Below are 25304 nucleotides of genomic sequence, written 5' to 3' on the forward strand. Positions count from 1 at the left end.
TACGATTCATTACTAATTCCCCGGTACCGGAACATCCTCGCCATTCACAATCTGGACGACACTGTATAGCATCGCCCAATGTGTCCAAGGATGTGCATTACTCTTCATATGTTCGTACCCCCCCTGCACAAATGCCATCTGAACGCCTTTAGCCGGCTCACCTGGAACACCGGGTTTCAGCCCACGCGCCTGTGCGTCTGCCGACCAAGCCGGCACTGTACCGTCACCGCGAATTATTCCAGTCTTGCTAGCGACCTTGTCCCAGTCGGTCTTTAGATTCACGTCGGGTAAAGTATTCGTTTTCTGAACCGTAAACGTGACGCTAAGATTGTGCTTCGACACGAGCACGCGAATTTCCCCCCTGCCAGAATCGTTAAGCAACTTGGCGTGCTTGAGATCGTCCTCCGTGACATCTGAAGGCACGTCTCCGGTCCAGATTGCATTACCCCACGTCAAGAGTTCCTTCGTCAACTCTCCCTTCTCAATCGTCGGTTTGCTGCCGCTGGCCTCTGATGCCGCACCGGAATTCGAAGGTCGGAAGTCAAGTCCGCCCTCGCCATACGCCACGTATGTCGTACTGTGGTAACGATTTCTCAATTGACTCTGATTCGTAACGACATCTACGACCATGTTCTTATAGTTCGTTATCAATGTATCTTTTTTCCCAAGATCCTTGAGCCGGTCCTGCACAATGCCAGCGGGGTCTAGCTGTTTTTCGCTGGGCAGCAAACCGTACCACGCGTCCTTCAGATACAACTCTCTTGCTGCGTCCCCCTCCTCGGGAAACTGCATCAGTACCGTCCCATCTGGCCGCGCAAAAATCCACCAAGGCGCGCCATTGTGATAATCCGGCATCGGCGTCAACTCCATCGGCCCCGGCGCGTTTGCCATCACGGCCATAAACTCGTCCGCATCGCGTCCGAGCAGACTGCCATTGATAAAACCATTGAAGCCTCCCTCAGGACCACCGCCGGTTTTGAACCGCTTCGCGGCCAGCGGTGCGCCCGTCGCCGGTTGACAACCGTGGAAGATGCCGTGTGCCAGATCCTCAAGTCCGTGATTTAACACGGCAAAGCGGCCCACCAGACCACCCATCGAATGCGTGAGAATGATGGCCTTGCCTGTATCGTTTTCCTTGCAGATTTCGCTCACGCCCATTAGACGGGTCGTCTTCTTTGTCTTCGGATCAACGACGTCCAAACCGCTCATCACGTCGCCTGCGGAATCATTGTTGGACTGCAACCAGTTGTACCCGATCGCGTAAACGCGATAGGCATACTTCACGAACTTATTGAATTCCGCAGAGCCTTCGGTGATCGCCTGCCCCTCGCCGAATGCGCCATACGTCTTGGGATCGGTGCCTAGCACGGGATGCAGCGCCCATTTCTCTCCCGTAGGATCGCCATTGATCCACGCGCCCTGCAACTTGCCAAGATGCTTCGGGTTGTTCAACTGTTGTTCGAGCCACAACAGGACAGGTTGATAGCTACTCCGGTAGACCGACCCCCAGCCGCGGCGCCGTGCCTCGTCCTTGGTAAGTGGGCTGTCCTTGTCAAGGTCGATCAGCGGACCGAGCGGCGTCACCGTGACGGTATGAGGATCGAAAAGTTTTTCGCGCGACGACGCACTACGAAACCATCCCGCGATAAGGGAACACAGCCCCGCGAGGCCTGAAGTTATCGTGTCGGTGTTCGGTGCAGACCATGCCATGTCGCCGCTGTCCTTGGTAGCCAGCGGTGAGCCCATCACTCCCGGGATGAAAATCACCGGGATGGTAGGACGCACACAGTGCAGAGTCTCCTTGACGCGCGTGTCGTCGGCTGGTGTTAGTGGAGCCTGCGCGGCAGAGTGGCCGTCTTTATCCGTCTTCGACGCCAGGCGCACGACCTCCTGTTCGGCGTCGTCGCTGGACGTCTCGTCAGTTGTGCCCGCACTGTCGGACTGAGTATTGCTCATGGATTCTCGCTTATGTTTGGTCCGCTCAGGCGCCGCTCTTGCCAGGTCGTAACGCCCGGATCACCACGGTTTCGATATCGTTGCTCTTCTGTTCGCTGGTGTGGCCTAGCTCGTCAGTTACTCCACTCAAACGAGAGCCGTCCGCACGTATGATTTCGTACGGATGGTTTTTTAATGGATCGCCTGAAATACGGTCGCGCAACAGATACTTGTCGTTGAATGCCGGCTTGTCGAGGCTGTTCAGATGCTCGGCCACCGAGCTCGGTCCCTGGCGGCTGAACGAAGCCGATTTGATGGTGCGCGCACCACGCGTGCCGTCTTCGATACCTTGCGGCGTGATGCGAATGTAGGAGCCCCCGCACTTGAGCATCAACTCGGTTTTCGCGTCGATCTCGATGCTACCGTTATTGCTCTTGAGCGACAGGCCAAGTTCCGAGAGCAGTCGCATTTGATCGGAAAGCGCCTGAATATCGATCGCCCCCTTTCCCGCGATCAGTTTCATACCTGCGCGTTGTACGAATAAACTGATCTTGTCCGCAACGCTGGCAACCAACGATTTTCCAACGGCCCAGTAAGTGTCCTTGCCGCTGACAAGGTTCAAATGATCATCCGCCACCACCTGTATCGACGCGTGCGTCGTGAAGCCCATGCTTTCCGGACTCGATACCAGCATGACGGGCTTAGCGAAACCATTTGCGTTGCCCGTTCCGCCGCCCGCGGTGACGCCGCCATTCGTAGTGCCAGCCTTGCCGTGCTGGGTCGCCTTGGCAAACTGCGCAAGTGCCTCCTGACTGGGCTTCAAATCCTCCGCCTTGGCGGTCGAACTCGCGGAAGACAACGATTCCACCAGCAAATCCGCCCGCGCCAGAATCTCACGTGGTTCAGTAGTGTCCAGCGGTTGATCGTCTGCGCCAATCCGATGCGTGGTGATATACAGCCCGTCGGTTGCGTGGACCGCGCCAGCATAGTCGGTTCGCAGCGTGAATCCGCTACCGGTATAGGCACCTCGCGAATTACCGTTCTGAACAATCTGATACCCGACGTGGAGCATGCTCATGCCGTGACTACTCATGATTCGCATGCGGTTCTGGCCCGTCGAGTCATCCATGACAAGCTGGTTATAGCCCGTGCCACCGAACTCTTTGGATTGGTAACCTGAAAGCAGCGCGTTTGAATGCCACTGCGGTTTCGCCGTGCCGTTATAAACACGATGAAGTGCTATCGGACGGTCAATATCGTTTCCAATATGGCCGATAAGCAGTTCCTCGCCGGCGCGAGGCATATGAACGCCGCCGTAGCCGTCGCCGGTGTCCGACTGCGCGACGCGTACCCAACACGATGCACGTTCGTCACCCAGGTTGATGCGATCCCAAACGAAGAGAACCTTCACCCGGTTCAATTCGTCGGTATACGCTTCCTGTCCCTTTGGGCCGGCCACGATTGCCGATTCCAGCTTCGCTTCAGGCTTGGCGTGTTCGAATGGACTGCGGTACGGCACTGTAGTCCGTTGCGCTTCAATGCCCACGCGATAGAAACCCGTGGACCCGTCCGCGAAGCTCACACCAAATGTCAGGGCGGTATCATCGGCACGAGCCAAAGCGAGCTGGTTACTCAGGCTATGAGGGTAGTTCGCGTCGTGCCCGGCAAGTGGCAAATTGTTTTCGATGGCCCATTCGACTTCAATGGTCGCAAATTCACGCTGATCCGCCCTATCCTGATCGTGCTCCGGGTGTCCTGAGAGCGTGAACCGCTGTCCAGCGTCCACCGCTCGCAGGCTGCCCATGCCATGAAACCGCTTCGCCCGTGACTCCCACTCCTCCATGCGAATCTTCGATAGCTGATCGCCCCGGTTCTGGTCGGGATAGCTGTAGCCACCGGTGTATTCGTAAACTTCCGTTTGAGCAGGCAACGCGCCTTGATTTTCCTGTGTCGGGACGGACGTTGCCTTGGGATTGAACGGAGTCGGCGGAATTTTGTAGTCGAAGGTGCGTGTGGACAGCAGGACGGATTGCAGCGTCCGCGTACCCGACCACTGGGTGAGTGCGTCGGCTTCGCTTCCTGTGCCTGCACGATAAAAGCCAACCGTTGCGGGCGACAGCATCTCAAAGGTTTCGAGGCGATCGGTGATGACAAGCGTGTGCGACTTGCCATCGGCTGCTTGCTGCCAGAAGCCATAAAGTCCCTCGGATTCCAGCAGTCGATGCACGAAATTCCAGTCGCTATCATCCTGTCGGCAATACGAACGTGCAGGCAGCGATTTTGACAGGGCGAAGCGGTACAAACCTTGCGCCTGCGGATGCTGATTGAAGACGTCAGCGACGATTTCGTCGACACTCTTATCCTGCCAGTGCCGCTGGTCGCGCCGGAACTTCAGAAAATGCATCCACGAAGAAAATGCCAATTGATAGCTGGTCAAGCTGCCATCCGCGCCTAGACGACGTGCGGTGTGCACATAACCGTTGTGCGGCCGGTAAGAGCCATCGACCTGTTGAATCCAGAGCGCGACCGACTGGGCGATCAGCGTTTTGAGTTCGACGTTATCCGATACGGAAACGCAATCGAGCATGAAAAGGAAATCACGACCTATGCGCGAACGTCCTGTTACGCGGTGCGGTAGCAATACATTATTGCCAGCCGGCGTATCCAGTTTCAGCAGGCGCCCTTGCTGCGATAGACCGCCCTTGATTGCCCCGATTCCTACATGCCGCGTAACCATACCGCCTCTCTATTTAGTTACGTTCGTTTTGTGACGCGATTTTACGTATGACGACACGACGAAAGCAACAACGCTTTTGTAGAAAATTGAAAAGACTTAATTCCATATAATGCGAATTGAATTTTTATGCCTTTCCGCGCGAGCCATACGCAACTTGGAAAGCGGCCGCTATTCATTTGAATAGCGCAATAAGCTCACAATCGAGGAAGGAAAAGTTCGCAGCGTTGGTGTGTTTCGTAATGCGGACATCCGGCAGCGGATGTCCGCATTACATAAGAACGAACAGGGGATTTTTGTCCGTTTTCGGCGATTTTCCAAAAGTCGCATCTTTTTTGTACGGCAACACCAGCCGCGCATCGTCTCCTGGAATTCCTCACCGTTTGCCCTGGTGACGGCCTCCCCCTGGAAATCCTCACCATTCTTCGAGCTGGCGAGCTCTCCTGGAACACCTCACCTTTGGCATTCAACTCTGTTGGATTGCGGTATTCAGCATCGCTGTCGCGCGCGCCTCCGAACGCGTGCGCCTCCCCATTGCGAACCTCCATCGAACGTATCTGCAATCCGTCCGCCTCCAGCACCGCTCGTCGCGTCGCCCACCGGCCGCCGATGTCATTACCTATCCTCGCGCTTCCATTCCACACTGGAGCTACACGTGATCGCAGCCAGTTTGAGCGACGTAACAAGGATCTATGGCGAGGGCGCTGCCGCCGTCGCGGCAGTGGCCAACGCGTCATTCGACATCGCCGGTGATCGCTTCACCGTGCTATCCGGGCCGTCCGGCAGCGGCAAGACAACCTTGCTGAACCTGCTAGGCGGACTCGATCGCGTCACAAGCGGCGAGCTGACCATAGCAGGGCAATCCATCAAAACGATGACCGACGACCGCCTTGCGGATTTCAGGGCGCGTCACATCGGTTTTGTCTTCCAGTCGTTCAATCTGCTCCCCGTACTCAGCGCGTACGAGAACGTCGAGTACCCGCTCGTGCTGCTGGGCGTACCCAAGGCAGAGCGTCGCAAACGTTCCCTCGATCTGCTCGACGCGGTGGGTCTCGTCGATAAAGCCCACCGTTTGCCGGGAGAGCTGTCGGGCGGCCAACAGCAACGCGTCGCGATTGCCCGCGCGCTAGTGACGGACCCGTCCCTGGTACTCGCCGACGAACCGACCGCGAACCTGGACAGCGCAAGCGGCACCGCCATCATCAAGCTCATGCGAGACATGCAACTCGAGCGCCAGACTTCGTTCGTGTTTTCCTCACACGATCCACAGGTGCTCGCGTGCGCGGATGACGTCGTGGTGATCCGCGACGGCCGCGTCGTCGAAATCCGGCGCGCCGAAACAGTCGAAGGACACTAACCATGAAAACCCTCCTCCTTGCTTTCCGCAACCTGAAGCGCAACCGGCGCCGCTCCTCGACCACGATGCTCGCCATGATCAGCGGCCTCGCCGCGGTGCTGCTGTTCGGCGGCTACACAACCGACATCAACTACGGATTGCAAAGCAATTACGTCAGACAGAGCGGGCATCTGCAACTGCAGCACAGCAATTACTTTCTGTACGGCAGCGGCGACCCGGTGTCTTACGGCATCGACAACTATGAGCATGTCATCGATGTACTGCGCGGTGATCCGCAACTGGCCTCACTGGTGACAGTCATTACGCCGGTCCTGTCGGTCAACGGCATTGCGGGCAATTTTTCCGCCGGTGTATCGCGCACGGTGTTCGGTGTCGGCATGGTCGTCGCCGATCAGAATCGCATGCGGACGTGGAATGACTACGGGTTTCCCGGCCGCCCCAGTCAGTTGAAGCTCACCGGCAGCGGCCCCGATGCCGCGGTGATCGGTACGGGAGTGGCGCGCGTACTGCGCCTGTGCGATCGACTCGACGTGCCCCACTGCAGCGGACAGGATGCGCAAGCCCCGCTCCAGCCGAAAACGGTCGCCGCCGCGCCGGCCGACATCGCCGCGCTGTCGGCCATCGAAGCCGCAGCCAAGCCGAAAACACCCGGTGCCCACATCGAATTGCTGGCATCGAATGCTTATGGCGCTCCCAACATCGCCGAGTTGAATGTCGTCCAGGCACAGCGTCAGGGCGTGAAAGAAGTCGACGACATGTTCGTGCAACTCCATCTTCCCCAAGCGCAGCGATTGGTCTACGGCGGCGGGCAACCCAAGGTGACTGCCATCGAGGTGCAGCTTCATCACACGGATCAGTTGCCGCAAGCGCGAGCGCGGCTGAACGCGTTGCTCTCGTCGTCGTTGCGAGGCGAACCCATCGAAGTGCTGGATTTCGCCACACTCAACGCGCAATACGGCCAGATTACCGGCATGTTCGGCGCGGTGTTCGGCTTCATCGCCGTGCTGATCGCGACCGTCGTCATGTTCACGGTCAGCAACACCATGAATATGGCAGTCATGGAGCGGACCCATGAAATCGGCACATTGCGCGCAATCGGCGTGCGGCGCGCCGGCATCCGGCGGATGTTCGTCTACGAGGGTTTTCTGCTTGGCGTCTGCGGCGCCGCCGTCGGTGTCTTGTGCGCCCTAGGGGCCGCTGCGTTGATCAATCACGCCGGCCTGCATTGGGTACCGCCTGGCCAGACTGAACCCGTCGCGTTGACAGTACGCGTATGGGGCGAAACCGCGATGATCGCGCGCTATGCGATCGGCGTGGTGCTGGTCGCAACATTCTCGGCATGGTGGCCGGCTCGCCGGGCAGCCCGTATGCCCATCGTCGATTCGCTGCGCTTCGCCTGATACATCGGAGACCACCATGAAGATCAGATCGCTCATTACGCTTGCCGGTGCTCTGCTGATTGCATCCACCGCCTTCGGCGCCGTGCCTTCCGCACAACAACTGCTGATCGACAGCGACGCCATCCGCAATCCCGACAAACCGTTCAGCCTGACCACCACCCTCATCGAGTTTCGTCAGGGGCAGCAAACGGCGACTGACGTGTTGACCGTGTATTCGAAGGCCGATCCCGCCGACGGTCAATTCCGGAGTCTCGTCCAGTTTCAGAGTCCCGCTCGCGATACGAACAAACTGTTGCTCAAGAACGGCAACGACCTCTGGTTCTATGACCCGTCGAGTCAGGCCAGCGTGCGCCTGTCGCCGCAACAGCGCTTGTTGGGACAGGCGTCCAACGGTGACGTCGTGACCGTGAACTGGGCGAGAGACTACGACGCGAAGCTGAGCGGCGAGGAAGATATCGCCGACGGCGACCGCCAGACCCGGCACTGCTACAAACTGGACCTGACCGCGCGTACGGCGGATGTGACCTATCACGCCATCGAACTCTGGATCGACGGCGCAAGCAAATGGCCGATCAAGGCCCGCTTCATGTCGGAGAGCGGCAACTTGCTGAAAACCACGTATTTCCGTCGATTCCAGACGGCACTCGGCATGACGCGTCCGACTGAGATGATCATCATCGACGGCCTCGATCCCGCCTGGGTCACCGTCATGCGTTATGGCGACTACGCGTGGCGCGAGATACCCGATTCGTGGTTGCAACGCGCGTACCTTCCGCGTTTCAAAGCGCAGTAAAAATGCGCCATTTGATCGCGATCGCGTTGGGGTGTATGTCGGCAGCGAGCCCGGCCATGGCATCGGGCGACGCGGATCCACTCATGCTCGCCGATTCGGCGACCGCCGCGCCGGTCAATCACCGCGACTGGCAGGCGGCATTCGAATTCGCCACGGGCAACTACTCGCCGGTCAGCCAGACCAACCACGTAGAGCTCAACGACAACGCCCGTGTCTCCGCAAGCGTCGATTACAGCAGCAAACTGGCAAGCGATTGGCAAGCCGTGCTGGCCAATCGCGTGGATGCCGGGTGGCGCAGCCCTTCGGGGCAGTACAACATTGTCGACACGTTGAAACAGGCCTATCTGAGTTGGCAACCCAGTCAGGCGGTCATTGTCGACGCCGGCCGTATCAACCTGCGCGAAGGTGTCGCCGCCGGTTTCAATCCAACGGACTTCTTCAAAACCAATGCGATACGTTCCGTCGTGTCTATCGATCCCACCAGCCTGCGAGAGAACCGTCAGGGCAGTGTGATGCTGCGTAGTCAACTGCTATGGACCGGCGGTTCGATGTCCGCGCTCGTCTCTCCGCCGCTCCAGCACAACCCGAGCGATGCGCCATTCGATCCCGATTTCGGCGCAACGAACCAGAACTTCCGCTACATGCTCAGTGAAACCCAACGTCTGGTCGGCGAGTTCGCGCCTCAGTGGTTGCTTTATGGCGGGGCTGGGATCGCGCCGCAAGTCGGCGTCAACCTGACCACGTTACTGGGCGATTCGACCGTCGGATTTATCGAATACGCGGGTGGCCGCAGCGGTGAGCTCGCCGACCCGGCGCAGCCTGCCAGCTTCCATTCAAAACTGGCGACCGGACTCACGCACACGTTCCCCAACAAGCTTTCCGTCACACTGGAATACGACTACGACGGCACGAGTGCCGACCGCGCCACCTGGGACGCACTGGACAGTGACCCAGCGCGCTACTGGCAATATCGCAACACGGCGGCAAGCACTCAGGCATTGACGACCCGGCAGTCGCTTTTCCTCTATGCAAGCTGGCAAGATGCGCTCGTGCGACATCTCGATCTCTCAGCCATGGCACGCCTCGACCTCGTGGACCATAGCTATTTCACATGGCTCGAAACACGCTACCATTGGCCCCGCATCGATCTCGCGTTCCAATGGCAGACCAATCACGGCGCTTCGTACAGTAACTACGGTGCGCAAACGCAATCGCAAGTCGTGCAAGCACTGATGACCTTCTACTACTAAAAGATGCAAAGCAGATTAGCCACATGGATGGGATTTGGAACAAGCCGAAGAGGCCGAGCCGCTTTCCTGACTAGCGTCGTGCTGCTGAATTGCCTTATTGCTGTGATTTTTTGGGCCGGCAGTCGTAAAGCGCCGCTTTTTTCCTATCTGATCAGTTCGAACGCGATCGGATTCAGCGCGCTTTTTCTCAACCAACTGGTCAGCCGGTTCGCTAATGGCAGGCTCGGCATGCTCATACAGGTATTGTTCATCGCGCCCGTTAGCGTGGTGGTCGGCGTGGAGGTCGCCGGCATGACGGCAGCACATGCGCCACCGCTTCTCGAACGTACCAGTATGGCGACGTGGCTCGCGTTCGCGCCTTCCTTTCTGGTGGCGGCGCTGATCTGCGCCTTCACCTCGGTGTTCGTGCGTGCCTCCCACATGCGTGCCGCGCTCGAAACCCAGCGCAGGGAAGCGGCCGAATTGAAGCAATCGGAAACTGCCGCGCGTCTCGCGCTGCTCCAGGCGCAGATAGAACCGCATTTTCTTTTCAACACGCTGGCGAATGTTCAAAGCCTGATCGAGCGCGACTCGGCACGCGCGTCGGCCATGCTGGACAGCCTGAACCGCTATTTGCGCGCGAGCCTCGGACGCACGCGCAAGCCCGTGTCACACCTCAACGAGGAACTCGAACTGGTTGAGGCGCTGCTCAGCATTGCTTCCATGCGTCTCGAGAAGCGTTTGCGTTATACGATTTCTGTCCCGGAAGCGCTTCACCAAGTAGCGCTCCCGCCGTTATTGCTGCAGCCGCTCGTCGAAAACGCCGTGATTCACGGCATCGAGCCTGCCATTCACGGCGGTGAGATTGTTATTGCCGCCCATCGGGAAGAAGGTGTTTTAAAGTTGAGCGTGGCCGATACGGGAGTGGGCCTGGGCAACAGCACCCGGTTGCATGGTGGCGTCGGACTGGCAAACGTGCGTGCGCGCCTTCAAAGTCTTTATGGCGACGCCGCATCGTTATCCGTCAATTCCAATGCCTCACGTGGCGTGACTGCGAGCCTGCTTATTCCAATGCCTTGATATGCCGACTGCCCTGATCGCCGATGATGAACCGAACCTGTCCGCCGAACTCACTTCGCGTCTGGCTCATTTCTGGCCGGAGTTGCAGATCGTCGCGATATCGAACAACGGCGTGGACGCATTGGCTGAGTTGAATGCCAAACAACCCGATTTTGCGTTTCTCGACATTCGGATGCCCGGTGTCGACGGACTTCAGATAGCGCGATTGCTGCCGAATATACGTGTTGTATTCGTCACTGCTTACGACGAGTACGCGGTACAAGCTTTCGATACTTCCGCCGTCGACTATCTTCTGAAGCCGCTCAACGACGACCGGCTTCTCCGTTGCATTGCAAAACTGCAACGCGGCAACTGGCTTGCCCCCGATCTCACCACCACGGCGCCCATCGTTTCCTCCAATGACGCCGCGCCGATCAAATGGCTGACGGTAGGGTTGAAAGATGCAACCCATCTGGTGCCGGTGGACGACGTGCTGTACTTCAAGGCAACCGACAAGTACACGGAAGTGGTGACTCGCGAGCGTAGGCACATTATCCGGACATCGCTCAAAGATCTGATGCCTCGTCTCGACGCCGACAGTTTTGCGCAAGTGCATCGAAGCGCCATCGTGGCGTATTCGGCAATCGACCGGGTCGAACGCGATCTGCTCGGTCGCTTGCGTATCCACCTGATTGGCTGCGCGGACCTCTTGCCGGTCAGTCGCGGTTGCGTTGGCCTCTTCAAGCAAATGTGAGCGGCCATATCACCGCTGAGCTTGCCCTGCCGGACCGCGGGTAGCGCCACAGCTCACTCAAAACTTCACCTTCACCTGAAACCCGATCGTAAACGGCAAATTATCCGAAGGAATCGGCGGGATCACGATGAAGTTCGCCCCCACCCGTTTGTATTCGACCATCACGATCGGCGCGACCACCGGCCCGATCGTATGATCGCGGCCCAGACCCCAGTTGCCGTAGTTATAGCCCGAGATAATCCCGCCCATCGCCGCGATCCGCACGATGCCCCAGTGCAGGAACTCCGGCGCGTAGACGCCGCCGCCATAATAGGACGGGCGACGCAGCGAGTTACGGAAACCACCCGCCGTCAGCGCCCACTGATTGTTGAGCCAGCATTCGACGCCGAGGCCAGGATTGAACTGCTCGAAGTGCGTGCCCGGATCGGGATTGATGTGATACGAGCCGAGCATCGCGTCGACCCAGACGCCGCCATCGCACCAACTCCCCGCATGTGCCGTCGATGCCGCGGCGAGGCTGGCGACCACAGCAAATGCGCCGCGTCGGATGTTCTTCTTGATCTGCCGAAAATGCATGTCTTCTCCGCCACCGGTCGCGCGCCGGCGTCATCTATGTTCTGGATTGGGGAGCTTGCCGCCCGTCGCGCACTGTACCTCAACCTTCACGCGCGATGTTGAGGACGCGCTCGGGCGTGCGGGCACAAGTCATGCCCCGCCGCCTGAAACCGGAACGATAACGGAGAACCGATGGCAGAGCGGTGAAGATCGCGGTTTTTGTCGCGGTTTTATTTGCGATTTCAACCGATGCTCTGCCGCCGGCGGACAGAATCACAGGCCGAGGTCGGACAGCCCCGGATGTTCGTCGGGACGACGGCCCAGCGGCCAGCGGTACAGACGGTCCGCCTCGCGGATCGGCAGGTCGTTGATGCTCGCGTGACGGCGCGCCATCAGACCGTGTTCGTCGAACTCCCAGTTCTCGTTGCCGTACGAGCGGAACCAGTTATTCGAATCGTCGTGCCATTCATAGGCGAAGCGCACCGCGATGCGGTTATCGGTGAATGCCCACAGCTCCTTGATCAGGCGATAGTCGAGTTCCTTCGCCCATTTGCGCCGCAACAGCCCGACGATCTCCGCGCGCCCATGCGTGAACTCGGCGCGATTGCGCCAGACGCTGTCGACGGTATACGCCAGCGATACGCGTTCAGGGTCGCGGGTATTCCAGCCGTCTTCGGCGGCACGCACTTTCTGGATCGCGGTTTCGCGCGTGAAGGGCGGGAGCGGCGGGCGGGTTTCGATCGGGTCGGCCATGATGTTTCCTTGTTCAATCAAGTTGCGGTGCGCCGGGATGGCGGCCGTTTGCGTGAAGCGGGTTCGGCAGTCGTGCCGGTGGATGGCTTGGCGCCGCTAGCGGGGCCCGCGGTCTGTGCGTCGAGAACGGCACGCGCGGCGGTCTGCGCGTCGAGCGCGGCATCGGGATCACCGCTTACGAGCGCAACGGCGATCGCGCCGTCGAGCAGCACCAGCCATTGCCGCGACAGACGCGCGGCATGGCGATGGTTGATCGCGCTCGCTCCACTCGTTCCGCTCGTGCCATTCACGCTGGACTCGTTGACGAATTCATCGCACTGCGTCCGCACGAACGCGAGCAGCCGCTCTTTATGTTCGCGCGCAACGATACGGATCGGGTCTTCCGCCGAGGCAATCTCGCCGGCCGCGTTCAGAAACGCACAGCCGTGAAAATCCTCCGATGCAAAGCATGCGCGCAACACGTCGAACATGCCGAGCAGACGTTTTCGCGCAGTCTTGCCGCGCTGTTGCGTACCCGCGATGAACCAGTTCATCCAGCGTTCGTCGCGCCGTTCGAGCGCGGCGGCGACCAGTGCGTCCTTCGATCCGAAGTGCGTGTAGAAACTTTTGCGCGCCGTGCCGGATTGCTTGACGATCGCATCCACGCCGGTTGCGTGGATGCCGCCGGCGTAGATCAGCGCCTCGGCGGCGTCGAGCAGCCGGTCGCGCGCGCTGCCGGGCGACGAGGCGTCCGCCTGGGTTTCGGTTTCAGTATCGGTTCGGGTATCGGTAGCCATGTGCGAAGGGTAGAACGATCATTCTCCTTCGTCAAGCCTTCGCGTGCTTTTTGCGGACGAGGTACGCGACCTGCAATCTTGATCGCGATCGGTCAACCGGAACGAACCTTATGAGCTCATCGACAGTCCGCGCCGCGTTCGTGCGCGTTTTGGGACGCGGCGTACTCAGCGTCGCGCTGCTGAGCGCGATCGCCTGCACACCGATTCAGGTACTCACGCACTCGGTCAGTCAGAACGAAACACGCGTGCCGGCCGGCCGCTATGAGATCGATCCGGATCATTGCAGCATCACCTTCGACATCGATCACTTCAAATACTCGCGCTTCACGATGCGCTTCGATCGCAAACGCGGGCAGCTCGACTGGAACGAGGGCGGTCTGGACAAGAGCACGGCCTCGATCACGATCGACGCCGCAAGCATCGACACCAACGTGCCCTTGCTCGACAAGATGGTGAAAAGCGACAGCATGCTCGACGTCGAACGCTATCCGGAGATCCGTTTCGTGAGCACGCGCTTCGAGCGCACCGGCGATTCGCGCGGCACGTTGACCGGCAATCTGACCATTCACGGCGTGACGCAGCCGGTTTCGCTCGACGTCACTTTCAACGGCTTCGCGCCGGACCCGCTGACGAAAAAAGACACGCTCGGTTTTTCCGCCGATGGCCATTTCAGCCGCGCGAAGTTTGGCCTCGCGACGTGGTACCCGGCCGTCGGCGACGACATTCACGTGCGCATTCAGGCGGAGTTCGTGAAAACGCCCGCAGGCGCGTAAGCGCGATGCGGGCGTTGCGGGTCTATCGCGGCGGTCATCGCTCGTAGCGTGCCGTCGCTTTCGTTTCCACTCGTTTTCTACTCGTTTTCAGCTCGTTTCAACTCAAGCGGTCCAATCCAGAATCACCTTGCCGCTCTCGCCGGACAGCATCGTGGCGAACGCTTCCTGATAATCGTCGACCTTGAAATGATGCGTCAGGATCGGCGACAGATCCAGACCGCTCTGCAACATCGCGACCATCTTGTACCAGGTCTCGAACATCTCGCGGCCGTAAATGCCCTTGATTTCGAGGCCCTTGAAAATCACCTGGGTCCAGTCGATCGCGGTTTGCGCGGGCGGAATACCGAGCAACGCGATCTTGCCGCCGTGGTTCATCGCTTCGAGCATGCTGGTAAACGCACTCGGCACGCCGGACATTTCCAGGCCGACGTCGAAGCCTTCGGTCATGTGCAGATCCGCCATCACATCGCGCAGCGACTCGCGCGACACGTTCACCGCGCGCGTCGCGCCCATCTTGCGCGCGAGTTCGAGACGGTAATCGTTGACGTCGGTAATCACGACGTTGCGCGCGCCGACGTGTTTCGCAATCGCGACCGCCATGATCCCGATCGGTCCCGCGCCGGTGATCAGCACGTCCTCGCCGACCAGATTGAACGACAGCGCCGTATGCGTGGCATTGCCGAACGGATCGAAAATCGCGGCGAGGTCGTCGGAGATCTCCGGCGGAATCTTGAATGCGTTGAAGGCCGGAATCACCAGATACTCGGCGAACGCGCCTTCGCGATTCACGCCGACGCCCACCGTGTTGCGGCACAAATGCCGGCGCCCCGCGCGACAGTTGCGGCAGAAGCCGCAGGTAATGTGCCCTTCGCCCGACACGCGGTCGCCGATCGCAAAGCCGCGCACTTCCTGGCCCATCTCGACGATTTCGCCGACATACTCGTGGCCGACGTGCATGGGTACGGGAATCGTTTTCTGCGCCCAGTCGTCCCACTTCCAGATATGAATGTCGGTGCCGCAAATCGCGGTGCGCGTAATGCGGATCATCACATCGTTATGACCGACTTCGGGCTTCGCGACGTCCGTGAGCGTGAGCCCCGGCGCGCGTTCGAGTTTAGCCAATGCTTTCATGTGCGCCTCCGGATCAGATCACGCCGAGTTCGCGGCCGACGCGCGCGAACGCGTCCACGGCGCGGTCGATCTGCTCGGTCGTATGCGCGGCGCTCATCTGCGTGCGGATGCGCGCGCGCCCCTTCGGGACCACCGGAAACGAGAAGCCGATCACGTAGACGCCTTCCTTCAATAAGGCGTCGGCCATCTTCGACGCGAGTTGCGCGTCGCCCAGCATGACCGGAATGATCGGATGTTCGCCGGGCACGAGCGTGAAGCCGAGCGCGCTCATCTTGCTGCGGAAGTGCGCGCCGTTTTCGCGCACACGTGCCCGCAATTGCGCGCCTTCGTCGCTGGCCAGCAGTTCGAGTACTTCCAGCGACGCGGCGGCAATGCTCGGCGTCAATGTGTTCGAGAACAGATACGGACGCGAGCGCTGACGCAGCAATTCCACGATTTCCTTGCGCGCCGCGACGTAACCGCCCGATGCGCCGCCAAGCGCTTTGCCGAGCGTGCCGGTAATGATGTCGACGCGCGCCATCACGCCGCAATGCTCCGGTGTGCCGCGGCCATGTTCGCCGACGAAACCCACGGCGTGCGAATCGTCGACCATTACGAGCGCGCCGTAGCGATCCGCCAGATCGCAGATACCGGCGAGGTTGGCGATGATGCCGTCCATCGAGAACACGCCGTCCGTCGCGATCAGCTTGAAGCGCGCGCCGGCGGCGTCCGCTTCCTTCAGACGCGCCTCGAGATCGGCGAGGTCGTTGTTCTTGTAGCGAAAGCGTTTCGCCTTGGAAAGCCGCACACCATCGATGATGCTGGCGTGATTCAACTCGTCGCTGATGATCGCGTCGTTCTCGTCGAGCAGCGTTTCGAACAGGCCGCCGTTTGCGTCGAAACAGCTGGAATAGAGAATACAGTCGTCGGTTTGCAGAAATGCGGCGAGCGCCGTTTCGAGCTGCTTGTGCACGCTTTGCGTGCCACAGATGAAGCGCACCGACGCCATGCCGAAGCCGTCGCGGTCGAGACCCTGCTTCGCGGCGTCGATCAGACGCGCGTCGTCGGCAAGACCCAGGTAGTTGTTCGCGCAGAAATTGAGTACGCCTGTGCCGTTCGCCAGCCGGATGTCGGCCGATTGCGGGCTGTCGATCACGCGCTCGTGCTTATAGAAGCCGTCGGCGCGAATCTGTTCGAGAGTGCCGCGCAGATGGGCGAGGTAAAGGTCACGCATGAACCAGACTCCTGAAATGGGTGGGTGCGCCCGCGCCGTTGTGCGGCACGGGCGGCCACGAAGCAGCCTGTTATAGTCGGCTGTCAGCTTTATCGGATAAATTCGTTTTTTCGAACTAAAATCCGGTATATCGAACAACTCTAAACGATGGGTCAGGAAATGGCAAGTTCGGGTAATCGCCGCGTTTCGGCTGTTTCGGCCGCCGCGGCGCCTGCGGCAAGCGCGCTGCCGGCCTCCGCGAGCGCGGCACCGCCACGCGTTGGCGAGCAGATTCAGCGTTTGCGCGCCGAACGCCGGATGACGCTCGACGATCTGTCGCGCGCGGCCGGTGTGTCGAAGTCCATGCTATCGGAAATCGAGCGCGACAAGGCCAATCCGACCATCGCGGTCGCCTGGCGGTTGACCAACGCGCTAGGCGTCAGCCTCGACTCGCTGTTCGCGCCGCAGAAAACGCCCGAGGCCATCGCCGTCTCCGGTCCGCATGAGATTCCCACGTTGAGCGGCCACGACGCCAAATATCAGTTGCGAGTGTGGGGGCCGATCGAACTCGCCGGTAAGTTCGAGTGGTACGAACTGACGCTGCAACCCGGCGGGGCGCTGGTGTCGAACGCGCACGAACCCGGCACGCGCGAACACCTGACCGTGTTGCACGGCACGATCGAAATCGATGCGGCCGGCACGACGAAGCGCCTGAAGAGCGCGGACACCGCGCGCTATGTCGCGGACGAACCGCACGCGATCCGCAATGCCGGTAAAGGCGAGGCGAAAGCCTTGCTGGTGGTGATTCACGGCTAGCCGGCAGGCTCACCTTTCTGTGGATGACGTGGATTCGGATGATTAGATGGTTGGCAGGAGGTTGCGTCGAACACTGTATATTTGTACAGTATTGGGTATCGACTGGAGCCGACCATGAACGACCTGACGACCGACCCTACCGACCACGCTCTGGCCGCGCTGCGCTATCAAACCGCCGCGCGCGACCTCGAACGCATCGTGCGCGCCATCGCCGCGCGGTACATCGTTCAGCAGGTGCCGCTAACCTGGCGCCTTCTGCACGCCATCGAGGCGGAAGCGCTCGCCGACCTCGGTTTCGCCAGCCGTCATGACGCGCTGATGCTTGGGCTGTTTCAGCGACCTTCCGAGTTGCCTTATCCGGAAACGGACGAAGGCGTCGACTTCGGCATGTCGACGGCGTTGCCCGCCGTGTTCGCGTTCGCTGTTTGCGCTTATGAAGAAGCCGCTCGCCGCGCGACTCGGTCGGCGGGACAGGATGCGCCGCTCAAACGCGCGCGCGCCTGGGGCGATTAGTCTTCTCTGTCTTGGCCGTTTTGGCCGTTTGGGCGGTTCCGTTCGCTCTCCTGGGTTTGTCCTCTCGTCGTAGTCGTTTGCTTCACCCCGTTAGCCCCTACAATGTGTGCAACTAACGGAAAGAGAAGCCATGTCACCTCCCAACCTGTCCGACCCCGTTCCCCGGCCCGCGCCCTCCACCGATCTTTTCGATCAGCAGCGTGACGACTGGCGTCGCGATCCGCAGATCGCCTTCGACGCGTGGCTTGCCATGCAACATTTCCGGCGGTCGTCGGCCGAGGTTTATCAAGCGCAATGGGGACAGTTTCTCGACTGGCTTGCGGTACGTCAGAAAAGTCTCGTGACGGTGGATACGCAAACCATCGCCGAATTCGTCGGCAGTCTGGCGGTTCGAAAGCCACAGCGCGTCCGCTATCTGCGCCTGATCGAGCGGGTGCTGGATCATGTCCGCGAAATCGAATCCGCGTCGACCAATCCCGCCCGCTTCATCGCTCAGGATGGCGAAGCAAACTGGCGCAACGCCCGCGACAATGAACCCACCGGCTTTCTCACCCATGCCGAACGGACCGCGCTGATTGCACATCTGTTCTCGCCATTGCCGGCGATGTCGGCGGCGCAGCGTTGGCGAGAGCGGCGCGATCGGGCACTGATCGCTGTGTTTCTCGGCGGCGGACTGAAAACCGGCGAGGCGGGCGCACTTTCGGTTAGTTGCGTGATTGCTGGCTCGCCGTGGGTCACGATCGAGTCCGCGAATCCGATGCTGACGCGCCGTACCCGGCTTGCTCCCTTCGCGGCGGCCATTCTCGACACATGGCTCGCCGAGCGGCGTCTGTCGGAATTGGCGGGCAATCTTGTCTTCCCCGCATCGCCTTCCGGGCGGCCGATGCACAAGGCCACCATGCTGCGTTCGGTCGACGCGCTGGTCGACGCCGCCGGCATCGCCGCGTCGCGTACCTCACGCGCCAGTCCGCAAACGCTGCGCAACACGTTCGCGGCGGACCTGTTCGAAAGCGGGGTAGAGGCGGAACTGGTCGGACAATGGCTGGGATTTGTGCAGGGCGTCTCGGCGAACCGGCTTTATCGCGCGTGGGAGATGTGGGCAGATCGACAGGATCCGCCCATCGTCGACGAACCGGATCCGGCGGCTCGACCTTTGGCAGAACCTAGACGCGACGGGCGTTTGACGAGGAAAAAGGGAGGAATCGAGCCCTGAAAATCCTCACCTTTGGAGTCCCGAATTTCCTCACCTTTAGCGTTTTATCCGTCGTGGCTGCACGTTATTCGTCATGCGGACGTCTCGATCGGGTCGTCCGACAGAAAACGGCTGACCGCTTCAAGCCTTGACTGGCCTAGCCCGGACGAGTGATCGCACTCCGGGCACTGCAACTCGAAGCGGTGATCGACTTGGGACAGCTCCGGCTCACCTTCCTCGCACTTTGGACAACGCGATGGCAGTTTCACGTGTCCGTCAGCCACGGTACCGATCGCCTGTAATTCAGCGCCACTTAGCCGCCCGGCTTCCACGAGCGAACACAGCAGATTGGCGATCGCCGGGTCGATTCCCTGCTGGCCGCGCAGCGCGGCGACCTCCTTGGTGAGCGCATCGACTTCATCGGATTGCTCGCGCAGTTGCGCATCGAGCCGGTCGCCGCGCGCCTTGGCCGCTGCGATCTGCTGGATGAACTCGAATTCCTTCCGGCTGGCATCGCGAACGCCCGATTGGTAGGTAGCGGCCATGTTGCGCAGCGAATCCAGTTCGACCAGCATCGGTTTGACGCGACGTTCCGCTTCAGCGACCGCGTCTTTGATCTGCTGCGCATAATGTTCGGTGCTTTGCCGCAAATCGACGTGCAATGCGTCGATCCGGTCGCGAAGTGTCGCATTGGTGGCGAACTCGGACTCGAGGCGTTGCCGCAGCGTCTCGTTTTCCTGTTCGATTCGACGCACCGTCGCCTGTAAACCTTCCTGATGTGCATTGCCGTTCGTTGTCGCGCTGGATAGCTGGGTTTCCAGCGCGCGGACTCTATCCCAAGCGGTATCGGCACGTGCTTCGCTGCGTTTGATCGCGTCTTCCGATGCTTCGAGGCGAATTTCCGCGTCGCGGGTACGTTGAACGGCTTCCGTTAATTGCGTGCGAATTTCCGCGCGTTCATCGTCCAACGAAGTTTTCGCCTGGATGACCGCTTCTTCGAACAACGCACCCAGTAATTCGCCGGCGCGCTCTTCGAGCGCTTTCGGAATGGCGCCAGCACCGACCTTCACTCGAGACGCATGACGGATGCGTTCCCAGAAATGATCGATGTCTTTAGGAATGTCGCTCGCGCTACCGGTTTGCGTCAGATCACGGACAGCCGCCATGGAAGGGCGAATGCCGAGATCGAAAAACAGGCGCTTGCATGCGTGGAGAGAAAGTTCTTGCCGTCGCGCACCGCTGGTCCGCATCGCGTCGAGCTCGTCGCGAATGGTCTGCCGCAGCTGATCCAGATTCATGTATACCTCGATGTCACTCGAATTCCACGAATCATAACAATTTACGTAGTGTTTGATACGAATTTGTTCGGTGCTATGTCTTTTGGCCAATTCCGCGTGATCTGACGCTTTAGACGTGCATCGTAAACGTCATAGCGACGCCTTTTCCGTGAAACAAAACGAAGAATAGCCAATAAGTCTTTGTAGACAAACAGTTTTATCTGGTTTTTCAGTGATCGCGTACTGTTTCACGACACGTATCACGGCGGCAGCGTGGTTTTGGAGGCTGTTGTCCGAAGGACGCACGGGGTAGGTTCTAGAGAGTAATAAAAGTAAACACCTTTGAACCCATGTTAAAAACGTTAACGCCATGGCAAAGCCTTACCTGGTGGGCGTTTCAGAGAAGTAAGGTGAAGCTTTCCGGGAGAGATGGTGAGGTCTTGCGGGAGGGTTGAGTGATGGGGTTCGGGGGCCTTGGTGAGCGGGTCCGGGACACAACGTGAGCGGGTTCGGGACCGATGGGCAAAGTACGGTTAACACAAAGGTGAGATTTTGCGGGACCTGGCCGCCGGGAACGGCCCGTTGGCACGGAATTCAATGCAGTGCGGGTGGTTTGGCCGAAGGTGAGCGCTTTCGGGACATGCTTGTCGGCTGATTTTTGTCTGTGTTACGGCCGCGGTTACCCCTTTGGTGAGTCAAGACGGGAGAAAACGGGAACCGAAGGTGAGATTTTACGGGGCTCCGCTGCCATTTTTGCCAGATTTTTGTGCATTGCAGGCTTAAGGTGAGTGTTTGCGGGAGCTGGTCAGTGCCCGAAGTGCGCTTTGGCATGGAGCTTGAGGTGTTTGTCGACGCGTGGAGGCCTAAGGTGAGGGAATTCGGGAGCGTGCAGGCGACGGAAGCGGTGGAGCATGAAACGCTCCAGTTTTGGACAAAGGTGAGGTTTTTCGGGAGGCTTTTGAGGTCCTCGATAGCGCTGAGGTGAGGGAATTCGGGACAAAAAAGCGCGTGTCGGCCCGGAAAAGCCCGTTGGACGTACGCCGAATCACATGGAAATCCTGCTCGCTAAATTTCAAAGGTGAGGCTTTTCGGGATGTTTCGGGAGGCTATGCGGCGCGAGGAAATTCACCGAGGAATTGCCCAAGGTGAGATTTTGCGGGACCTCACCACGCGTTAGTTGCCAATTCATGTTTTCTAATTGCATGAATTCATTGAATATTTTTTGTGTGTGCCGCAAAGGTGAGGGTTTTCAGGAGCTTGCGACGTCGCTGATTATTCTGCGTTGCGGCGTCTCAGGTGAGTATTTTCGGGAGCGATTTCCCACTGTCCAACATGCTCGTTACGCTCAAGGCCTCGCCGTTTCAGGCCTCGCGCCGCGGTAAAGGTGAGTGTTTTCGGGGGCGTGTCGAGAGAGTTGAGGCCAGCGTGTAGATGAAAGCGAGGTTTCGCACCGGTTGGAGCCCTTCCTGGCTGACGGATTCGGTCTCGCTGGCTGCGAGTGAGGCGTCGCTCGCTCGATCGCTCGCCGTGAAAAGCCCCAAAATATTTTTCAGGTGAGAATATTCGGGAGCAGGTCAGCACGCTTGCGTTTACCTGGCGGAAAGCCTGAATTTGCCTGGCCCGCGACCCGTAAGGATGGTCTCGACCTGGCTCCAGACAATGAGGTGAGGGTTTTCGGGAGTTGCTCGAGGTGAGCCGTGCTTCGTAAACTGACTTCACCCGCAACGGTGAGAGGCCTGCTATAGACGGGTATCACCACAGCCGGTATGCTCTCGCCAAATTCCCTCCTCGACCCGACGCATGGCCACTAAGCGCGCGAAGAAGACCGACGTAGTTAGCCCCAGCTCGGCCGAATTGCGCAAAGCCGTCGAGGCGATCGCGATTCAGCCCAAAAGCGGCAAGATCACGCTGCTGACCCGCAAGCTGTTCAACGTGCTGCTTGCGGTCGCTCAGCAGGCGGACGAATCGGGCGACACGTATCGCGCGCTGCTGTCCGACATCGTCGCCAACTCCGCATTCGATTCCAACGACACCGCCCTCGTCAAAGAGCATTTGCGGCGCATGGTGTCGGTGCAGGTCGAATGGAGCAGTGGCACGTCCAGTCAGAAGCCGGGCCGCAAATGGGGTATTTCCACGTTGATTGCCGACGCGGAAATTCTCGAAGATCCCACTACGCGCCGCGTGTGGGTCGAGTTCTCGTTCGCACCGAAAATCAAGAAGAAGCTGCTCGACCCGGTGCAATACGCGCGGCTGAGTCTTCAGTTTCAGAGCCAGTTGCGCAGCAGCGCGGGCCTCGCGCTCTACGAGATCTGCGTGCGCTATCTGACCAACCCCAGTCATCTGACGATGCGCGAGACGTGGGAATGGTGGCGCCCTATCCTCTCCGGCACGCCGGACACGGAAGCCGGCGACGAGGCGAAGCGCGAATACAAGTACTTCAAGCGCGATTACCTGCGTCCGGCCATTGCCGAAGTCAACGCGGTCACGAATATCTTTGTCGAGCTGATCGAACATCGGGAAGGACGGCGCGTCGCCGAGATCCAGTTCCGTGTGACCGAGCGCAAGCAGCCGATGCTCGCGCTCGACGAACACCCGAACGTGTTCGACAGCACGCTGGTCGACCGGATGGTGAAGATCGGCATTCCGCTGAAGGAAGCGCAGACCCTTTACGCCGATAGCGAAGAGAACCGGATCCGCGCCGCGCTGCAAATGACGGAACAACGCATGCGCAGCACGTCGTTGCCGCCGGTGCGCAGCGCGCCGGCGCTGTTCAAGGACGCGTTGAAGAAAGGCTATGCGCCCCCGGTCGAGGTGCTGCCGTCCGGCTCGGGCGCCGGTGGCAAGGCCGCGGTGGCGGCACCCGCCGACGATCTCAAGGCGCGCCTGCTGGGCGAGTACTCGGCGCATCGTCGCAAGGAAGCGTACGAGCTGTACAACGAGCAAGGTGAGTCGGAACGGGAGCTCGCGCGGCAATCGTTCGAAGAAGACGAGTTGCCGGCGCTCGGCACGCACATGCGCGACGACTGGCGTCGTCGTGGCCTCGATTCGAAGATCGTCGAGACGGCGTTTTTCGATTGGCTGGCGCGCAAGACCTGGGGCGATCCGACCGATGGCGATCTGCTCGCCTTCACGCTGAGCCAATCGCGCGCGGCGTAATCCATTCAGCAAAAAAGGGCGGAGGCGCTTGATGTAGCGCCTCCGCCCTTTTTCTTGCTACGCCCAAACTTCCGTTATTTGCTTTACTTCAGCATCTTCTCAATCTGACGAAGGATGTCGTCGCGCTTTTCACGAGAGAGCCCTTTCAAGCGCAGTTCGATCCGGTCATCGCCGTACGATTTGAGATCACCGACCGAGACGCCATCCATCTTGATCTCGAGACGCTGAGCGTAGCGCTGGCGCCCCGCCGGCTTGCTGCTCTCCTGCTCGCTCGCCCGGCCTTTCACGATGTCCGCAACCTGGCGCGTGCTCAGGTCGTCGGAGAGGATTTTGTTGATCAGACGAAGCGTCGCATCCGCGCCGCGAGCCGTGTGATACCGGCCGACCTGATACGCCATGTTCGAGCCGAAGCGGTCCGGGCGCGCGACCATCTCGTGCATCACGACCTCGGGCAGCTTGGCGATCGACAACGCGACCGTTACCGTCGACTCGTCCAGTCCAAGGTGCTCCGCAAGCTCCTTCTGGCTCTGGAAATGCCGATCGTCGAGAAAGCGTTTCCAGACCACCGCGTTGTCGAACACGGTTTGCGAATCGCGCTGGACGTTCAGGTCGTAGCCGAGCTTGTAGCTCTGAATACCGATCGGCAGGTCGATGACGATCGCCTTCACCGATTCCTTGTTCGCTTCCTTCAACGCACGTACGCGCCGGCCGCCATCGCTGACGAAGTAGCTGCCGGGATTGTCGTAGTCGGGAATGACGTGGATCGCTTGCTGTTGACCTTGCTTCGCCAGATTCACGGCGAGTTCGGCGATCGACGCCTTCAGATAAAAGTGCCGCGGGTTGAACGGGCTCGGCTTGATCGTCTTCAGCGCGAGGTCGATCACCTGACCTGGGCGGTAGTGATGCGCGAGACGCCATGCGCGATAGGCAGCAGATTCGTCGGCGATGTCGAGGGTTTCGGCATCGTCGAGTGCCGACGACGGCGCGACGGCGGGCATCGAACGGCTCGGGATCTCATTGCCCTTCGGGCCGTTCTTGACCAGACCGTCGATGGCGTTCAGACGGTCGAGTGCGGTTCGCTTTTCGCTGCTGGTCGTGTCAGGACGTGCTTGAAAGCCTTTGGCAAATTGGGAGGGTTTCATTCAGGGTCCTTTATGCGCATAAATTTCACGGGAGCAGGGCGGCGATCTCGTTGGCGCACGCCCGTACTTCGATCGCCGCGAGCTTGGCGCCGCGATCGTTCATTTGAAGCACCGTCTGGCCTAACGCCATGGCCTGCTTGTAGGCTTCGCGCGTCGGGATCTGGGTCTTCAGGAGGGGGAATCCGAGTTCTTCCAGCGCGCGCTTCAGTTCGCGCGTGAGCATTCGCTTCTCTTCGGTCTTGTTCAGCAGGAAGACCGCGCGGAGGTCTTCGTTCATGACCTGCGCTTGCTGGACCAGTTTGACCAGGCCGATGCTAGACCAGTAATCGGCGGGGGATGACGACGTTGGGATTACCGCGACGCTTGCCGCCAGCAGGACGACGCCGGAGACCTTTTCCGTGATGGACGGCGGGCAGTCGACGACGATGATGTCGTAGTCGGAGACGAATTTCTTGATCTCACGGTGGATCTGGCTGCCGGCCTCGGAGAGGTTCACGACCGGGAAGGGGATACCGTTGTCGTTGTCGGAGGAGGCACTGGCCCAGTGGATCAGGGTGTTTTGGCCGTCGGCGTCGACGACGAGGACACGCTTGCCTTTTTCGTGAAACGCAGCGCCGAGGTGCATCGCGATTGTGCTTTTGCCGACTCCGCCTTTTTGTTGCGTTACCGCGATGATTTCTGCTGCCAAATTTCACCTCTCTTTTTTTAGATGCTGAGGGATTTTACCTGGGGGGATTTGGGATTTGAACTTGTTTTTTAATTTCTTT

At 59.7% G+C, this 25304-nt stretch carries 22 protein-coding genes; 12 read left to right on the forward strand and 10 right to left on the reverse strand.

Annotated elements, in window-relative coordinates; genetic code table 11:
• Positions 1-12: 12 nt before the first annotated feature.
• Both LFL96_RS27335 and LFL96_RS27340 read right to left on the reverse strand, forming a co-directional pair.
• On the reverse strand, positions 13-1956 hold the full coding sequence (locus LFL96_RS27335; protein WP_281000972.1) for an alpha/beta hydrolase: 1944 nt from the start codon (positions 1954-1956) through the stop codon (positions 13-15).
• A gap of 25 nt (positions 1957-1981) precedes the next feature.
• Positions 1982-4672: a type VI secretion system Vgr family protein gene (locus LFL96_RS27340; RefSeq protein ID WP_281000974.1), complete on the reverse strand. Its 2691-nt coding sequence runs from the start codon at positions 4670-4672 to the stop codon at positions 1982-1984.
• A gap of 667 nt (positions 4673-5339) precedes the next feature.
• Between LFL96_RS27340 and LFL96_RS27345 the strand changes: the two genes are divergently transcribed.
• Genes LFL96_RS27345 through LFL96_RS27370 form a run of 6 tightly spaced genes read left to right on the forward strand, consistent with a single transcriptional unit; the run spans position 5340 to position 11261 of the window.
• Positions 5340-6026 carry an ABC transporter ATP-binding protein gene (locus LFL96_RS27345; RefSeq protein WP_281003874.1) on the forward strand — a complete coding sequence of 229 codons (687 nt, stop codon included), beginning with the start codon at positions 5340-5342 and terminating at the stop codon, positions 6024-6026.
• A 2-nt stretch (positions 6027-6028) separates the two neighbouring features.
• The gene (locus tag LFL96_RS27350; protein WP_281000976.1) at positions 6029-7426 is read left to right on the forward strand and encodes an FtsX-like permease family protein; all 1398 of its coding nucleotides are present in this window, start codon (positions 6029-6031) and stop codon (positions 7424-7426) included.
• Between the two features lie 16 nt (positions 7427-7442).
• On the forward strand, positions 7443-8219 hold the full coding sequence (locus LFL96_RS27355; protein ID WP_281000978.1) for an outer membrane lipoprotein-sorting protein: 777 nt from the start codon (positions 7443-7445) through the stop codon (positions 8217-8219).
• Between the two features lie 56 nt (positions 8220-8275).
• A complete protein-coding gene (locus LFL96_RS27360) occupies positions 8276-9469 on the forward strand; it encodes a hypothetical protein (protein WP_281000981.1) in 1194 nt (397 codons plus the stop codon).
• A gap of 27 nt (positions 9470-9496) precedes the next feature.
• Positions 9497-10528, forward strand: coding sequence for a histidine kinase (locus tag LFL96_RS27365; protein WP_281000983.1), 1032 nt, complete (start codon positions 9497-9499; stop codon positions 10526-10528).
• Position 10529: 1 nt separating this feature from the next.
• Positions 10530-11261, forward strand: coding sequence for a LytTR family DNA-binding domain-containing protein (locus LFL96_RS27370; RefSeq protein ID WP_281000985.1), 732 nt, complete (start codon positions 10530-10532; stop codon positions 11259-11261).
• A gap of 57 nt (positions 11262-11318) precedes the next feature.
• Here the strand turns inward: LFL96_RS27370 and LFL96_RS27375 are convergent, their stop codons facing one another.
• The 3 genes from LFL96_RS27375 to LFL96_RS27385 all read right to left on the reverse strand — a co-directional run bounded on the left by LFL96_RS27375 (position 11319) and on the right by LFL96_RS27385 (position 13345).
• Positions 11319-11837, reverse strand: a complete 519-nt coding sequence (locus LFL96_RS27375; RefSeq protein ID WP_281000987.1) for a hypothetical protein — start codon at positions 11835-11837, stop codon at positions 11319-11321.
• Between the two features lie 252 nt (positions 11838-12089).
• Positions 12090-12569, reverse strand: coding sequence for a nuclear transport factor 2 family protein (locus LFL96_RS27380; RefSeq protein WP_281000989.1), 480 nt, complete (start codon positions 12567-12569; stop codon positions 12090-12092).
• A gap of 17 nt (positions 12570-12586) precedes the next feature.
• Positions 12587-13345: a TetR/AcrR family transcriptional regulator gene (locus tag LFL96_RS27385; RefSeq protein ID WP_281000991.1), complete on the reverse strand. Its 759-nt coding sequence runs from the start codon at positions 13343-13345 to the stop codon at positions 12587-12589.
• A 110-nt stretch (positions 13346-13455) separates the two neighbouring features.
• On the opposite strand from LFL96_RS27385, the gene LFL96_RS27390 reads away from it, so the two are divergent.
• On the forward strand, positions 13456-14118 hold the full coding sequence (locus LFL96_RS27390; RefSeq protein ID WP_281000993.1) for a YceI family protein: 663 nt from the start codon (positions 13456-13458) through the stop codon (positions 14116-14118).
• A 102-nt stretch (positions 14119-14220) separates the two neighbouring features.
• Here LFL96_RS27390 and tdh read toward each other — a convergent pair whose 3' ends face one another.
• Both tdh and LFL96_RS27400 read right to left on the reverse strand, forming a co-directional pair.
• On the reverse strand, positions 14221-15249 hold the full coding sequence (gene tdh, locus LFL96_RS27395; RefSeq protein ID WP_281000995.1) for an L-threonine 3-dehydrogenase: 1029 nt from the start codon (positions 15247-15249) through the stop codon (positions 14221-14223).
• A gap of 13 nt (positions 15250-15262) precedes the next feature.
• Entirely contained in the window at positions 15263-16462 is a 1200-nt protein-coding gene (locus LFL96_RS27400; protein ID WP_281000997.1) for a glycine C-acetyltransferase, read from the reverse strand.
• A 147-nt stretch (positions 16463-16609) separates the two neighbouring features.
• Between LFL96_RS27400 and LFL96_RS27405 the strand changes: the two genes are divergently transcribed.
• The 3 genes from LFL96_RS27405 (at position 16610) to LFL96_RS27415 (ending at position 18983) form a co-directional block, all read left to right on the forward strand.
• Entirely contained in the window at positions 16610-17257 is a 648-nt protein-coding gene (locus LFL96_RS27405; RefSeq protein ID WP_281000999.1) for an XRE family transcriptional regulator, read from the forward strand.
• Positions 17258-17371: 114 nt separating this feature from the next.
• A complete protein-coding gene (locus LFL96_RS27410; RefSeq protein ID WP_281001002.1) occupies positions 17372-17770 on the forward strand; it encodes a DUF2471 family protein in 399 nt (132 codons plus the stop codon).
• Positions 17771-17900: 130 nt separating this feature from the next.
• The gene (locus LFL96_RS27415) at positions 17901-18983 is read left to right on the forward strand and encodes a tyrosine-type recombinase/integrase (RefSeq protein WP_281003875.1); all 1083 of its coding nucleotides are present in this window, start codon (positions 17901-17903) and stop codon (positions 18981-18983) included.
• Positions 18984-19054: 71 nt separating this feature from the next.
• On the opposite strand, the gene LFL96_RS27420 is transcribed toward LFL96_RS27415, so the two are convergent.
• The gene (locus LFL96_RS27420) at positions 19055-20260 is read right to left on the reverse strand and encodes a DNA-binding protein (protein ID WP_281001004.1); all 1206 of its coding nucleotides are present in this window, start codon (positions 20258-20260) and stop codon (positions 19055-19057) included.
• 787 nt (positions 20261-21047) lie between these two features.
• On the opposite strand from LFL96_RS27420, the gene LFL96_RS27425 reads away from it, so the two are divergent.
• Together LFL96_RS27425 and LFL96_RS27430 are read left to right on the forward strand one after the other, a co-directional pair.
• On the forward strand, positions 21048-21224 hold the full coding sequence (locus LFL96_RS27425) for a hypothetical protein (RefSeq protein ID WP_281001006.1): 177 nt from the start codon (positions 21048-21050) through the stop codon (positions 21222-21224).
• A gap of 815 nt (positions 21225-22039) precedes the next feature.
• The gene (locus LFL96_RS27430) at positions 22040-23395 is read left to right on the forward strand and encodes a replication initiation protein (protein ID WP_281001009.1); all 1356 of its coding nucleotides are present in this window, start codon (positions 22040-22042) and stop codon (positions 23393-23395) included.
• 83 nt (positions 23396-23478) lie between these two features.
• On the opposite strand, the gene LFL96_RS27435 is transcribed toward LFL96_RS27430, so the two are convergent.
• Positions 23479-24537, reverse strand: coding sequence for a ParB/RepB/Spo0J family partition protein (locus tag LFL96_RS27435; RefSeq protein WP_281001011.1), 1059 nt, complete (start codon positions 24535-24537; stop codon positions 23479-23481).
• A gap of 25 nt (positions 24538-24562) precedes the next feature.
• Positions 24563-25225, reverse strand: coding sequence for a ParA family partition ATPase (gene parA / locus LFL96_RS27440; protein WP_281001012.1), 663 nt, complete (start codon positions 25223-25225; stop codon positions 24563-24565).
• Positions 25226-25304 lie beyond the last annotated feature (79 nt).

It is taken from the genome of Paraburkholderia sp. D15, from assembly GCF_029910215.1.
GTDB lineage: Bacteria > Pseudomonadota > Gammaproteobacteria > Burkholderiales > Burkholderiaceae > Paraburkholderia.

Coding starts and splice junctions, on each gene's coding strand:
- LFL96_RS27390 (WP_281000993.1), top strand. CDS start 13,456: ATGAGCTCATCGACAGTCCGCGCCGCGTTCGTGCGCGTTTTGGGACGC.
- LFL96_RS27335 (WP_281000972.1), bottom strand. CDS start 1,956: ATGAGCAATACTCAGTCCGACAGTGCGGGCACAACTGACGAGACGTCC.
- LFL96_RS27405 (WP_281000999.1), top strand. CDS start 16,610: ATGGGTCAGGAAATGGCAAGTTCGGGTAATCGCCGCGTTTCGGCTGTT.
- LFL96_RS27370 (WP_281000985.1), top strand. CDS start 10,530: ATGCCGACTGCCCTGATCGCCGATGATGAACCGAACCTGTCCGCCGAA.
- LFL96_RS27350 (WP_281000976.1), top strand. CDS start 6,029: ATGAAAACCCTCCTCCTTGCTTTCCGCAACCTGAAGCGCAACCGGCGC.
- LFL96_RS27375 (WP_281000987.1), bottom strand. CDS start 11,837: ATGCATTTTCGGCAGATCAAGAAGAACATCCGACGCGGCGCATTTGCT.
- tdh (WP_281000995.1), bottom strand. CDS start 15,249: ATGAAAGCATTGGCTAAACTCGAACGCGCGCCGGGGCTCACGCTCACG.
- LFL96_RS27340 (WP_281000974.1), bottom strand. CDS start 4,672: ATGGTTACGCGGCATGTAGGAATCGGGGCAATCAAGGGCGGTCTATCG.
- LFL96_RS27430 (WP_281001009.1), top strand. CDS start 22,040: ATGGCCACTAAGCGCGCGAAGAAGACCGACGTAGTTAGCCCCAGCTCG.
- LFL96_RS27410 (WP_281001002.1), top strand. CDS start 17,372: ATGAACGACCTGACGACCGACCCTACCGACCACGCTCTGGCCGCGCTG.
- LFL96_RS27400 (WP_281000997.1), bottom strand. CDS start 16,462: ATGCGTGACCTTTACCTCGCCCATCTGCGCGGCACTCTCGAACAGATT.
- LFL96_RS27435 (WP_281001011.1), bottom strand. CDS start 24,537: ATGAAACCCTCCCAATTTGCCAAAGGCTTTCAAGCACGTCCTGACACG.
- LFL96_RS27385 (WP_281000991.1), bottom strand. CDS start 13,345: ATGGCTACCGATACCCGAACCGATACTGAAACCGAAACCCAGGCGGAC.
- LFL96_RS27355 (WP_281000978.1), top strand. CDS start 7,443: ATGAAGATCAGATCGCTCATTACGCTTGCCGGTGCTCTGCTGATTGCA.
- LFL96_RS27420 (WP_281001004.1), bottom strand. CDS start 20,260: ATGAATCTGGATCAGCTGCGGCAGACCATTCGCGACGAGCTCGACGCG.
- LFL96_RS27365 (WP_281000983.1), top strand. CDS start 9,497: ATGGGATTTGGAACAAGCCGAAGAGGCCGAGCCGCTTTCCTGACTAGC.
- LFL96_RS27380 (WP_281000989.1), bottom strand. CDS start 12,569: ATGGCCGACCCGATCGAAACCCGCCCGCCGCTCCCGCCCTTCACGCGC.
- LFL96_RS27415 (WP_281003875.1), top strand. CDS start 17,901: ATGTCACCTCCCAACCTGTCCGACCCCGTTCCCCGGCCCGCGCCCTCC.
- LFL96_RS27360 (WP_281000981.1), top strand. CDS start 8,276: ATGGCATCGGGCGACGCGGATCCACTCATGCTCGCCGATTCGGCGACC.